This is a genomic window from Pacificibacter marinus (assembly GCF_018860665.1).
GTDB lineage: Bacteria > Pseudomonadota > Alphaproteobacteria > Rhodobacterales > Rhodobacteraceae > Celeribacter > Celeribacter marinus_A.
Genome location: NZ_JAHKPK010000055.1, coordinates 221,050 through 234,096, shown reverse-complemented (window position 1 = coordinate 234,096; position 13,047 = coordinate 221,050). Strand labels below are relative to the sequence as shown.

Genomic DNA, 13,047 nt, shown 5'->3' with positions numbered 1-13,047 from the left:
CAACTATGGGGTTTGAAAATTTACTTTTTTTTTGCCATCATTAATTCAGTCGGGTAAGCCCCGCACAAGCGGAACTTTTTAATCGATTGAACCGCGCAGCGGTTCAATCGTCCATTTTCAAGGCGTTAATAAACGCCTGCTGCGGGATCTCCACACGGCCGAATTGGCGCATCTTTTTCTTACCCTTCTTCTGCTTCTCCAGCAGCTTTTTCTTACGCGTCGCGTCGCCGCCGTAACATTTGGCGGTCACGTCTTTGCGCAGGGCTGCTAGGGTCTCGCGGGCGATGACTTTGCCGCCGATAGCTGCCTGAATAGGGATTTTGAACATGTGCCGCGGAATGAGTTCTTTGAGCTTTTCACACATGCCGCGTCCACGCGCTTCGGCGCGGTGACGGTGGACCATGGTGGACAGGGCATCGACGGGTTCATCGTTGACGAGGATGGACATTTTCACCAATTCGTCTTGTTGGTAGCCGGTCATGACATAATCGAAAGAGGCGTAACCTTTTGTTACGGATTTTAGACGATCATAGAAATCGAACACCACTTCATTCAGCGGGAGGTCATAGACAACCATAGCGCGGGTGCCTGCGTATGTCAGATCGATTTGCACACCGCGACGATCTTGGCAAAGTTTCAGCACATCGCCCAAGTATTCATCAGGCACCATGATCGTGGCCTTGATGCGCGGCTCTTCGATATGTTCCACATGGGTAAGGTCGGGCATGTCAGCGGGGTTGTGCAGCTCGATCATAGAACCGTCACGCATGTGCACATGATAGATCACCGAAGGGGCTGTGGTGATGAGATCAATGTCATATTCGCGTTCTAGACGGTCGCGGATGACCTCGAGGTGCAACAGGCCAAGAAAGCCACAGCGAAAGCCAAAGCCAAGCGCGGCAGAGGTTTCCATTTCGGAACTGAAAGACGCGTCATTCAGCGCCAGCTTTTCGATGGCATTGCGCAGGTCTTCGAATTCGGCGCTGTCCACAGGGAACAGGCCACAGAACACCACTGGCTGCGCAGGTTTAAAGCCCGGCAAGGCGGCGGCGCAGGGTTTCTTGTCATGGGTGATCGTATCGCCCACCCGAGTGTCGCGCACCTGTTTGATCGAGGCGGTAAAAATGCCGATTTCGCCAGGGCCAAGTTCGGGGATATCGACCATCTGGGGTTTGAGCACGGAAAGCTTATCGACGCCATATTGCGCGCCGGTTTGCATCATCTTGATCTTGTCGCCCTTTTTGATCGTGCCATCGATCACGCGGATCATCACCACAACGCCGAGATAGCTGTCGTACCAACTGTCCACCAGCATCGCTTTGAGGGGCGCATCGCGGTCGCCTTTGGGGGCGGGCAGACGGTGAACGATGGCTTCCAAAACGGCCGGAATACCGATGCCTGTCTTGGCGGAAATTTCCAGCGCGTCAGAGGCGTCGATGCCAATCACGTCTTCGATGTTTTGGCGCACGCGGTCGGGGTCTGCTGCGGGCAGGTCGACCTTGTTGAGCACAGGCACGATTTCGTGATCCGCATCCAACGCGTGATAGACATTCGCCAAGGTTTGCGCCTCAACCCCTTGCGAGGCATCCACGACCAACAAAGACCCCTCAACCGCCTGCATAGAACGTGAGACTTCATACGCGAAATCCACGTGACCGGGGGTGTCGATGAGGTTGAGAATATACAGTTCGCCATCGTCTGCGGTGTATTCGATACGCACAGAGTTCGCCTTGATGGTGATCCCCCGCTCGCGTTCGATGTCCATGCTGTCCAACATCTGCGATTTCATATCGCGGTCGGCAACCGTGTGAGTGGACTGGATCAACCGATCCGCCAAGGTCGATTTGCCGTGGTCGATATGAGCAACAATCGAAAAGTTGCGGATGTTTTTAAGCTCGGTCATGTCAGGCCTTTAGCGCAAAATGAGGGACGTCAGATTTAGCTGATTTCTATGGGGTGAATCCGCACCATTTGCAAGCCCCACAGAGGGAAGCTCATGGTTTTGCGATCTCAAGCTAGGAGTTCACGCAAAATCAGATTTTTCGAAGTGTGAGGCAAGTAGTTTTGAAGCAGCTGATGGCTGAATCGGAAACTCCCGCAAAATTCCACTAAACTCGGATTTACCTTCTTCAATGATCTCATTGATACGCTCAACTTGAGATGCGGCTTGGTCGGTTCTAAACCGTAAATGAATCCATGTACCACTATGTGACCATGAATGTTCTGTTTGCACCCCTTTAGCCAAAGTTAATCCAGAGTTTCCACTAATTATTCTAAAAAGTCCTGCTTCAGAACAAAAACGGCTCGTAACATACAGGCCAAACCCCGAGTTTCCCCATTTGTCGTCTTGATTCATCCTATCGTCACGAGAAACTCCAGAAATCCCAGGTAAAATCGCGAATTTTAGAGCATCTCGATTTGTAGCACATTCAATATATTCATTTTCATAGAGATTTTCTGAAACACCAACCCCGTCGTCGAAAACAACAATTTCGGAAATACTTTTGGCGGGCCAATGCTGACCAAAAACTACGAGTTCATTACCGCGACTATGTTCAGCTGCATTGCGCATTATTTCACGGAAACAGTATTCATATAAATCAAATATAGCACCATCTCTGCTCTGGCACAGCACCTCAGCAAGCTCCGAAGAGTATTTTGTTAAGTGCTTCCCAACAGGTTCATCTGCAGCCTGCTTGATCAATTTTGGTAAGCTGAACGTCCTCACTGGCGAATAGTTTTGTGAACCATGGGCTTCATTAGGGGCCTTACCTAAATCAAACCCGATGAATTTAAAAAATCCAACGTGCCCAGCATAACGCGTGAAATCGCTTTGAGTTGTTCTAACAAAAAACGCTATTTGGGGATGTTTTCTGATCAACTCCTTTGCTTGCTTTGCAAACAAAAGCATAGCGAAAGGCTCCCCAAACCGACATGATCTCATGTCAAACTCACATTGATCGCCAGCCTCCATTGCAATACGCTCAAGACCTAGGTCGAAGACGTGAGCGGCGAGACTTAGCCGCGGAGGTAACTTAATTACTACATCCAAAATTTTGCTCCCAAAAATCAGCGCATCAAATTTCTATAAATGCTTTCTATTACTCTCGTCGCATAGCGACATCACCTTTTCAACGCCCCACGCCCCCACCCGTGCGGTCGCGTGTCGATGCTTTGCATCGACGAAGAGAACAAAGACACAACCGAACATCGGCAATCCTCAGCTTGCTGTCGTTCATGCGGCTAAACTCGAAATTGAAATGCCCACAGCTTTCAGGCATACTGCCCTTATAGGTTAACCACACATCAGATTTCGCATAAGACGAAGCGGTGTTGGCGAAAGGCAGAGATATGAAAAAGACAGTGCTTATTCTGGCAGCATCTATCGCGGTCTCAGGTCCCGTGATGATCCCAATGACGGCCTCGGCCAGCGCGATTGAACGGGCGTGTAATGCCTCCGATCGCAAGGCGGCAAACCGGTCTTTATGTGGCTGCATCCAGCAAGTTGCGGATTTCACGTTGAAAAATGCGGACCAACGCAAAGCGGCCAAGTTTTTCAAAGACCCCCATAAAGCCCAAGAGCTGCGCCAAGCGGATGGCAGCCACAATGAAGCCTTTTGGAAGCGTTACAAGAATTTCGGCGAAACGGCAGCGCAGCATTGTAGCAGCTAGGTGAGCAGCCTGTACGAGCCGCTTGGCACGCTGAAACAAATTGGCCCCGAAATCTGGATCGCCGATGGTCCCCCAGTGCAATTCTACGGCGTGGGTTTCCCCACCCGCATGACCGTGATTCGTGTCGGCAAAGGCACGCGCAACGTCGGTCTATGGGTGCATTCGCCCATCGCGATTGATGCGGAATTACAGGTCGAACTGGAAGAGTTGGCCCCCGTGCGGTGGTTGATCGGGCCAAATCCGCTGCATTACGTGTCGCTTGCCACATGGAAAAAGCGCTTTCCCAATGCAGATGTTTATGCCGCCCCCGGCGTGCAAGCGCGGGCGCAAAAGTACAACATCAAGGTGCCCGCCCATGAGGTTTTGACCGACGAGGCCCCTTGGGATTGGGCCAGCGCGATCCGCCAGAGGGTGGTGCATGGGCATAAGTTTTTACACGAAGTGGTGTTTTACCACGAGCTATCAAACACGCTGATTTTAACCGATCTGATCGAAAACTTCGAGCCACATAAAGTCGGCAAGTTCAAAGCTCTGCTGTTCAAAATTGCAGGCAATGCGGACCCAGACGGCAAAGCGCCGCTGGACATGCGCATGACGTTTAAGAACAAGGCCAAAGCCCGCGCAGTGATTGAAGAGTTGATTTCTTGGGCACCAGACCGCGTGATCCTTTCGCACGGGCGCTGGTACACAGAGGATGGCACGGCAGAGCTGAAACGCGCCTTTCGCTGGTTGGGGTTGCAGGGCGATGCGGCGCAAAACGAAGGCGAAGACCTATGAGTGGCGCGATCTTTATTTTATCGGGCGCAGGCCTGTCGGCGGAAAGCGGTTTGCGAACGTTTCGTGCCGCAGATGGGCTGTGGGAAGATCACCGCGTCGAAGATGTGGCCACGCCAGAAGCGTTTGAACGCGATCCCGAACTGGTGCAACGGTTTTACAACGAGCGGCGCAGGCAAGCGGCTGAGGCCCAACCGAATGCGGCGCATAAAGCATTGGCAAGGCTACAGAAAAACCATAGCGCGCCGGTGTATTTGGTCACGCAGAACGTCGACGATCTGTTGGAACGCGGCGGCGCGAAACAGGTGATCCACATGCACGGCGCGGTGAGAGATGCGCTTTGCGCGACCTGTTCGCATCGTTGGACCGCCCCGCGCGAGATGCAGGTGACAGACCCCTGCCCGTCTTGCGGGCAACAGCATACGCGCCCCGATATTGTCTGGTTTGGCGAGATTCCGTACCACATGGATGTGATCCAAGACGCGATTGAGGACAGCGATCTGTTTGTCTCGATTGGCACTTCTGGCACGGTCTATCCGGCGGCTGGCTTTGGCCAAATGGCGCGGCATTTGGGGATCAAAACACTTGAGCTGAACTTGGACGCCTCGAACGCGCCTTTTGATGAGCAGCGCCAAGGCAAGGCCAGCGAGATTGTGCCCGCTTGGGTGGATGAAATATTAGGGTAACGTCAAAGCTCAAAGCATTGTCAAAGGCCGCTCGCGACAAATCTGCGCAAGTGTAGCACCAGCAGATATCGTCAAATAAACAGATTGCTTTGACGTGGTGTTGACATCGAAATTGCGATTTTGTCTTGAAACTGCCGCACCGTTTCCAGCAAAGCGCTGACGATAAGCTCTTTGCGGTTGTCCAGCGTGTCAGAGCCAAAAATCGGCACAGTCATTGCTCCTATTGTTGCGTTGCTGGGCGGATGTATAACAGGGGCTGACACCTCTAGGATGGCATGGGCCTCTGGGCTGGGCAGAACGACAAAACCATTCGTTTGGCATGATGCGACGGCCTCATCAAACGCGGCTTTGGCGTTTGCGTCGAGCTTTGCACCTGCTCGGGTTAAAATATCTGTTCGCTGCGCATCCTCGGCCACCTGCGACAACATACAAGCCCCAGCGGCCGTGCCAAACAGCTTTGTCTTGTAACCGACTAAAACACTAAGCCCATAGTTTTGAACGGCAGATGTGCTGGCAATCACCACAAGTCCGGTTTCGGTGCTGACGGAGAAATGGGACGACAGCTGAATTTGGTCTGACATGCGATCAAGATACGGCGTTGCAAGTTCGGACAGTTTACTGTTGTCAGACCGCACCCCACCCACCAGCGCCATACGATCAGTCAACCCGTAAGTATCGCCATCGAAACGACGAATGTAGCCACGTTCTTCGAGAACAATCATCATGCGAAAGATTTCGTTCTTGGAACGGCCGATGCCAGCGGCAAGTTGAGACAGATTGGGCCGCGTGTCCGTGAGCGACAAGAACTCGATAATATCGAGCCCTTTTTCAAGCGCTGGCGCGGAGTATTTCTGTAACTTGGTCTGAGGCTCTGACATCAGAACACCTTTAATTTAGATACGCGGGAATCGAAACCCCCGCGTTGTTTTTGCCGTGACTGTCTAATACTTAGTGCAATCACGGCGCTTGATTTACTTTAAGCCATTTTTGACAAGAATTTCGTCAGCATTGTCCGGCGTGATGGCTTGCGTGCCCAACACAACTTGCTTGGGCACGTCATTGCCAGCAAGATAAGACAACGCCTGTCGCAGACCTTCTGCCCCTGGTGTGGGGTATAAGAATGTCGCCGCCAATTCACCATTGGCAACCCAAGACACACCTTCGCCCGGCAAACCATCAACACCGAGGAAGATGATTTCGTCTTCACGACCAGCGTCTTTGGCCGCAAGATACGCGCCGTAGGCCATTGGGTCGTTGTGACCGTAAACCAGCGTAATGTCTTCGTAATTGCGCAGGGCAGTCGACATGATGTCATAGGCCTGATCCTGTTTCCAATCACCAGATTGACGATCAAGCAAGAAGGTCACGCCCTCTTCACCCTCAAACGCAGCGTGGAAGGGGTCAGAGCGGTCAAAGGTCGCCTGAATGCCCAAACCGCCATAGATTTCAACGATATTCCCTACGGCATTCCCCTTGCCGCCCAGCAATTCCAGCGCGTGCGCACCAGCCGCTTCGCCGATCAGGACGTTGTCGCCACCGACCCACTGAACGAATTTATCCGTGTCAACGTTACGATCCAACACAAACACAGGAATGCCGGCATCCGTCGCTTGTTCAACCACGCCTGTGAGGCCAGCGGATTCTTTGGGTGAAATCAAAATGGCGTCAACTTCTTGGCGAATGAAGTTTTCAACATCAGCGACCTGATCTTCTGTCCGGTCGTTGGCATCAGCCATGAGCAGTTCGACATTGGCGTGCAACTCTGCTTCAGCGCGTAAATCTTTGTTGAATTGCACACGCCAAGGCTCAACAGTCGTGACCTGTGAGAATCCGATGACATAGTTGTCTTCAGCGACGGTCGGCGTTGCACCGAACAAAGCTGTCAGGGCCGTCGCGGACACAAGTGCCGAAATGCCTTTGCTAAATGTTCTTCTTTTCATAGTTTACTCCCTAGTCATGATGCGGATCTTACGATCCACGTTTTGATCGCTCTAACCTTTGATTTTCCAGATGAGAGGTTAGAGCCTCCTCCCTTTCCCTAATCGGCTTTTGGCCATGGCAAAGATTTCAGCAAACCGACCTTCTTGCAGTAAAACGGCCGCGATGATGATGCCGCCTTTCAAGATCAGCTGTGTATTACTATCGATATTGTTGAGTTGCAGGATATTGCTGAGAAATCCAAAGATCAGCACACCGACAAATGTGCCCATAACTGCGCCGCGCCCGCCCATTAAACTGGTGCCGCCGATGACGACAGCCGCGATGGCGTCCAATTCCAGCCCCATCCCCGCGTCGGGTTTGCCCTGCCGAAATTGCGCGACATACAATACGCCTGCCAGCGCCGACAATCCGCCGGCAATGGCATAGGTTGCGATTTTAATACGAGCCACATCGATGCCCGCTAGGCGCGACGCTTCTTCGTTGCCGCCAATGGCCAATAGATAGCTGCCAAAGGTTGTGAGACGGGTGATCAACACGAACACCAACAAAATACCAAGGAAAATCAACCCCGGCGCGGGCAAGAATCCCCATAGGATTTCACGTAGAACCTCAAAAGTCTCCGTGGCGTTTGTGCCCGTATAGACAGGATAGACAGCTGTATCTTGCCCTGCGATCACGCGCGCCAGACCAAGCGCCCCTACCATCATGGCAAGCGTCACGATAAAAGGCTGCAAGCGGCCATAAACGATCAAAGCCCCGTTGAGTGTGCCCATCACGGCCCCAATGCAGGGCACCACAAGCAGTACGGCGATCACGCCAAATTTGGCATCCACCTGCGAGGACAACCAGATCATCGTGGCCGCAGACACGGCCAAAGCCAACCCGCCGCCCATCGCCAAAGAGGCTTTGCTATGTTTGTCAGGGGCACCTGATTTCAGATTTTTGTTTATGAACAGAAAAGACGCCGCGACAATAATGAACAAAACAGCACCCGCGGCAGGCACGCCAAAGGCGCTGGCAGCCGTCCAGCCTTCTTGGGTTAACAGCATCGCACAGATCACCGTCCCAAGCGCCATAATGGAGCCAACGGACAAATCGATTCCGGCAATGAAAATCACCAACGTCATGCCGATGGCGACAATACCGGTCACGGACACTTGCCGCAGCACATCCGTCATGTTGCCCACTGACATGAAAATATTGTTGCCCTTTGATGACAAAGGCGAGGTCACCGCGCCAAAGACAATGAGCGCCACAAGGCCCCAATACAGTTTGGTTCGGTTCAGCAACCTGACAAGCAGGCGACCTGGATGTTTTATCGTAGGTTTTGATACCATGTTTGTTTTGGTCTTGCTCATATCAGTTTTTCCATGTGCGATCTGTCGACGTATGAACCTGCATCGCGAGGTCCTTGACAGCTTTGTTTGTAATGTCCTCGCCCATCAATTCACCCGCCATGTGACCTTCGCTCAGCACAATGACGCGATCGCAAACGGCAACAAATTCAGACAGTTCAGAGCTTGTGAAAATGACGCTGAGACCTTGATCTGCAAGCTTGCCAACCAGATCGTAAATCTCGTCTTTGGCGCCGATATCGATGCCACGGGTAGGCTCGTCCAGCAGCAAAATGCGCGGATTTGTGGCCAACCACTTGCCCAAAACCACCTTTTGTTGGTTGCCGCCACTGAGCTTTCCAACGATGTGGTCGGGACCGTTCGCCGCGATGCGCAGCTGCTCTATGGTCGACAAACTTTGATCCATACGCAGCTTATTAGACATCAGACCAAACCGCGATTTCAGCGGCATCAAAGGCAGAGCAATGTTGTCAGCGATTGAATCCGACAAGATCAACCCATTGCCTTTGCGATCCTCGGTGATCAGTGCCAACCCGTGGGCCACCCCGTCTTTGGGTGTTGTCGGTCGCACGATTTCGCCGTCAATTTCGATGATGCCCTCATAGGCACCACCGCGAGCGCCAAACAATGTTTCGACCAACTCTGTACGCCCGGCCCCCAAGAGGCCACCGACGCCCAAGACCTCGCCTTTGTGCAAGGTGAAAGACACATCACTGAGAACCTCGCGCCCCGCCGCACGCACGGTCAGGCCTTTAACGCGCATCAGTGGGACTTGTGTTGGAACGGTTTGGCGCACAACCGGTTGAATATCCACCGGACGACCGACCATCATATGGACCAGATCCGCAGGCGTCGTATCCGACACCAGTTTCGATCCGATTTGGTTGCCATCGCGCAGCACTGTGACACGATCCGAGATTTCGAAAACCTCGTCCATCCGGTGCGAGATATAGATGACTGCCACGCCCTGAAACGCCAGATCGCGCACGACTTCCATTAAAATATCAGTTTCGTTCTGGGACAAAGCAGATGTCGGCTCATCCATGATCAAAACGCGTGCATCCATCAACAAAGCGCGGGCGATCTCGACCAATTGTTGTTCACCGACACGCAAATCACGCACCCGTGTGTCGACATCCAGCGTAAACCCAAAGCGGGCCAGCGCGGCCTTTGCCGTCTCGCGCAACTTAACGCGGTCAATCTTTAACCCGAATTTCAACGGCTCGTGACCCAGCATCACATTTTCCGCGACTGTCATGTCAGGAATGAGACTAAGTTCTTGATGCATAATGACAATACCTAGTTTTTCAGCCTCACGCGGAGAGGCAAAACTGACAGGTTTTCCGTCTATATACATTGATCCGCTGGTAGGGCATTGCACGCCGCTGATGATTTTCACCAAGGTGCTTTTGCCCGCGCCATTTTCTCCCATTAAGGTATGAATTTCCCCGCCAGTGAAATTCACATTCACGTCCCGCAAAACAGAAATTCCAGAGAATGACATGCCGATCTGATCAAGACGCATCTCAGTGATTCTGCCCGAAACGCGCTGCTCGCGAAGTACAGATGTTGTCGTCAACGACATGATTCCTCCCAAAATCAACCAGTTTCACTTCTGGCAATCATTTTATATACGAAACGCATGTCATATGTAAATCGAAAAGATCTCCTTGCACACCAAGCGCCGATCCCCAGCCCAAGGATCAGCCCGTCAACTGGGGTCAACGTAACGAAATTGAGGGCACATCATAAAATATGGCCGCCCCCAATCACCCAAGCCTCCCTTTCAACTCAAACGCAAAACGGCACCCCATTGGGATGCCGTTGCAGAGTGTTTGAAAATTTTGAAGGGCTTATTTCGCGTGATCCATCTCGCTGTGATCCATATCACCGTGCCCCATCGCACTATGGTCCATATCACCGTGGCCCATGTCACCATGATCCATCGCGCCGTGCTCAGGTGTGCGCTCCAAATCGACGGGGACAGTCACCGTGATCTCGCCAGCCTTCTCGAAGGTTAGTGTGACATCGAAGGTCTCGCCTTGCAGCATCGGCCCGTTGAGCCCCATGAGCATCACGTGATCAGCGCCACGTTCCAAAGCATGCGTGCCCATAGCAGGCACTTCGAAACCATCTTCGTCTTTGCGCATTTTCATAATGCCGTCGGCTTCAATATGCGTGTGCAACTCGACCAATTTGGCCACATCAGAAGTGGCACCGATCAAACGATCCTCGTCATGGCCGGTGTTTTTGATCACGAAAAACGCGGCACCTGTCTTGGCAGAGGGGCCGGATGAGCGGGCATAGGCGTCTTCAATCGTGATATCGGCAAAAGCAGGCAAAGCGAACAAAGTGGCGGCAAAACCGCCCAGAAGTGTGGATTTAAGGGACATAGCGTCCTCCCGGTATTTGAAATTGTCTTTAGATATGAAGAAGATATTCAAACAACAGGGGGATCGCGCGCCGAGGCCCCCAGCACCACAAAGGGCGTGGTAGGGGCGATGTAGGCTGCTGCATGCACCGTAGATACGATACCAAAGGGCAGCTGAGCCGCCTCATCTGCGGCCACCACAGCCAATGACGCCAGCGCACAATCAGGACAAAAATGCGCGACACCCAATGGCTGCCCATCCGCGCCCATCAAAACCGTAACCGCGCCCGTGCCCACGCACAACACCATCTCGCCAGAGGCATCGCGCGCAACGCCACGCGCAGAGGCCATCGCACCAGAGGTGGCGATGATCACGGCGGCAAAGACAAAGGCCAATATAGGTTTTAACAAACGCATGTCGTTTGATACCGCCTTAGGTGCGGGATTGAAAAGCGACATTTTGCAGCGATTTGAACGATAAGCCGAACAGCGCTTGCGACAACAGCATATGAGAAAACCCCGCGAGGCGAACCAGCGGGGTTTTAATCAGTCAAGACACCCAACACAGGGCTGTCGAGAAGGCTTAAGCGGCTGCTTGAGCTTTCGCGATGTCTTTTTTGATTTTCAATGCGTTTGCAGAGAGCTCTTCGTCTTTGGCTTTCGCCATAAACGCGTCAAAACCACCACGGTGATCGACGGAGCGCAGCGCAGCTGCAGAGATTTTCAGTTTAAAAGTGCGACCGAGAGCTTCCGACATCAGCGACACGTCGTTGAGGTTCGGAAGAAAACGGCGGCGGGTACGGTTTTTAGCGTGGCTGACATTGTTGCCAGACATTGGGCCTTTACCAGTCAATTCGCAGCGGCGTGCCATGGGATCATCCTCGTTTAGGTACCAAGACGCGGCGCGTCCTAGAAATTGTTCGTCGTCTATATCATTCGCGCCCGTATGACGGTTTGGCGACAAAGGTGCAAGACCCCGTGTTCAAAAGCCGACAAATAAGACTGAATTCAATAGCCAAGGGCCTGTTTAAAAAAACGGTGCCCGAAATTCAGTTTTGGGTGAATAGGAGGAATCGAAAGAGTCGTCAAGACCCGCAAGCCCTGCCCTGTTGTATCTTTTGGCACAATTGACCGAATTTATGCGACAGAACTGTGCAGGCCCTGCGTATATATATGCATATAGACAATTAGGGGACGATTCATGACCTTCACACGCATCACGACAGCCGCCGCGATTCTGAGCACCCTCACCGCATTTGGTGCAAGTGCCGAAACCTTTAGCGCCGATGTTTGGGCCGACAATTGGTTTTCCATGTCGGTGAACGGCACGCAAGTGGCCGAAGATTCGGTGTCCATCACCACGGAACGCTCGTTCAACGCCGAGCAATTTACATTCGAGGCCACACGCCCATTTGTGATCGGCGTCACCGCCAAGGATTTCAAAGAAAACGACACAGGGCTTGAGTATATCGGCACGGGGCGTCAGCAGATGGGCGATGGCGGCATCATTTTCCAGATCAAAGACGCGAGCGGCGAGATCGTATCTGTAAGTGACGCCAGTTGGTCGTGCTTGGTCACACATGTGGCGCCGTTGGAGAAGTCCTGCGAATCCGAAGCCAATCCGGTGGCCGGATCAGGCGCCTGCGGGTTTGACATAACAGACACGCCAACAGGGTGGGACACCGCCGATTTTGACGCCTCAGACTGGCAAGGTGCAACGGAGTGGTCCGAAAGAGATGTCAGCCCCAAAGACGGCTATAACCGCGTCACTTGGGATGCAAACGCACAGTTGATCTGGGGGCCAGATTTGGAAACCGACAACACCGTTTTATGCCGTGCCGTTATCAACTAAATCCTGATTGAATGGCGTTGAGGTCAGGCACCATGGCAGATTTCCAGCCATAAGATCTCAACGCCAGTCAGGCATTTCGTTTACGCGACATCGACCTCCATCGAGACCACAGACACATCATATGTCAAAAAGGCTCTGTCGCGGATGGGCACAATGTCTTGGTAAATCTGACTGCCAAACACGGCGTCCACGGCTTGCCGGTTGGGGTAATCAACGATCATCACATGTTGCGCAGGCTTATTGCCCACAACAGTTTCTTGCACTGTAAAACGTTGAATGATTTTGCCACCAACCGCTTCAAGCAACGGCCCAGTTACTGCAAGGTAACTGGCTAAGGCCATCGGCTCATCTTCGTTAATCGTCACAAGTGCGATAACTTTTACGGACATAAATTTT

14 protein-coding genes are annotated in these 13,047 nt (G+C 52.6%); 4 read left to right on the top strand and 10 right to left on the bottom strand.

The annotated features are described in order from the left end of the window. Window positions 1-103 precede the first annotated feature (103 nt). Window positions 104-1,903, bottom strand: a complete 1,800-nt coding sequence (gene lepA, locus KO497_RS15120) for a translation elongation factor 4 (RefSeq protein ID WP_215944779.1) — start codon at window positions 1,901-1,903, stop codon at window positions 104-106. A 120-nt stretch (window positions 1,904-2,023) separates the two neighbouring features. Continuing rightward, a complete protein-coding gene (locus tag KO497_RS15115) occupies window positions 2,024-2,911 on the bottom strand; it encodes a hypothetical protein (protein ID WP_215944778.1) in 888 nt (295 codons plus the stop codon). Window positions 2,912-3,351: 440 nt separating this feature from the next. On the opposite strand from KO497_RS15115, the gene KO497_RS15110 reads away from it, so the two are divergent. The 3 genes from KO497_RS15110 to KO497_RS15100 are packed head-to-tail and all read left to right on the top strand — an operon-like array spanning window position 3,352 to window position 5,132. Next, the gene (locus KO497_RS15110) at window positions 3,352-3,672 is read left to right on the top strand and encodes a hypothetical protein (protein WP_215944777.1); all 321 of its coding nucleotides are present in this window, start codon (window positions 3,352-3,354) and stop codon (window positions 3,670-3,672) included. Next, a complete protein-coding gene (locus tag KO497_RS15105) occupies window positions 3,673-4,449 on the top strand; it encodes a DUF4336 domain-containing protein (protein ID WP_215944776.1) in 777 nt (258 codons plus the stop codon). Then, window positions 4,446-5,132 carry an NAD-dependent deacylase gene (locus tag KO497_RS15100; RefSeq protein WP_215944775.1) on the top strand — a complete coding sequence of 229 codons (687 nt, stop codon included), beginning with the start codon at window positions 4,446-4,448 and terminating at the stop codon, window positions 5,130-5,132. Before KO497_RS15105 ends, KO497_RS15100 begins: the two co-directional genes overlap by 4 nt. A gap of 71 nt (window positions 5,133-5,203) precedes the next feature. Here the strand turns inward: KO497_RS15100 and KO497_RS15095 are convergent, their stop codons facing one another. The 7 genes from KO497_RS15095 to rpmB all read right to left on the bottom strand — a co-directional run bounded on the left by KO497_RS15095 (window position 5,204) and on the right by rpmB (window position 11,670). Then, window positions 5,204-6,010: an IclR family transcriptional regulator gene (locus KO497_RS15095; protein ID WP_215944774.1), complete on the bottom strand. Its 807-nt coding sequence runs from the start codon at window positions 6,008-6,010 to the stop codon at window positions 5,204-5,206. A 93-nt stretch (window positions 6,011-6,103) separates the two neighbouring features. Then, entirely contained in the window at window positions 6,104-7,072 is a 969-nt protein-coding gene (locus KO497_RS15090; RefSeq protein WP_215944773.1) for a substrate-binding domain-containing protein, read from the bottom strand. A 78-nt stretch (window positions 7,073-7,150) separates the two neighbouring features. Next, entirely contained in the window at window positions 7,151-8,431 is a 1,281-nt protein-coding gene (locus KO497_RS15085; protein WP_215944772.1) for an ABC transporter permease, read from the bottom strand. 1 nt (window position 8,432) lies between these two features. Next, entirely contained in the window at window positions 8,433-10,013 is a 1,581-nt protein-coding gene (locus KO497_RS15080; protein ID WP_215944771.1) for a sugar ABC transporter ATP-binding protein, read from the bottom strand. A 268-nt stretch (window positions 10,014-10,281) separates the two neighbouring features. Next, window positions 10,282-10,821, bottom strand: a complete 540-nt coding sequence (locus KO497_RS15075) for a copper chaperone PCu(A)C (RefSeq protein WP_215944770.1) — start codon at window positions 10,819-10,821, stop codon at window positions 10,282-10,284. 47 nt (window positions 10,822-10,868) lie between these two features. Beyond that, a complete protein-coding gene (locus KO497_RS15070; protein ID WP_215944769.1) occupies window positions 10,869-11,216 on the bottom strand; it encodes a hypothetical protein in 348 nt (115 codons plus the stop codon). A 166-nt stretch (window positions 11,217-11,382) separates the two neighbouring features. Further along, window positions 11,383-11,670, bottom strand: a complete 288-nt coding sequence (gene rpmB / locus KO497_RS15065; RefSeq protein WP_215944768.1) for a 50S ribosomal protein L28 — start codon at window positions 11,668-11,670, stop codon at window positions 11,383-11,385. Between the two features lie 330 nt (window positions 11,671-12,000). On the opposite strand from rpmB, the gene KO497_RS15060 reads away from it, so the two are divergent. Further along, on the top strand, window positions 12,001-12,651 hold the full coding sequence (locus KO497_RS15060; protein ID WP_215944767.1) for a PEBP family protein: 651 nt from the start codon (window positions 12,001-12,003) through the stop codon (window positions 12,649-12,651). Window positions 12,652-12,731: 80 nt separating this feature from the next. Here KO497_RS15060 and KO497_RS15055 read toward each other — a convergent pair whose 3' ends face one another. Further along, on the bottom strand, window positions 12,732-13,040 hold the full coding sequence (locus KO497_RS15055) for a DUF1330 domain-containing protein (protein WP_215944766.1): 309 nt from the start codon (window positions 13,038-13,040) through the stop codon (window positions 12,732-12,734). Window positions 13,041-13,047 lie beyond the last annotated feature (7 nt).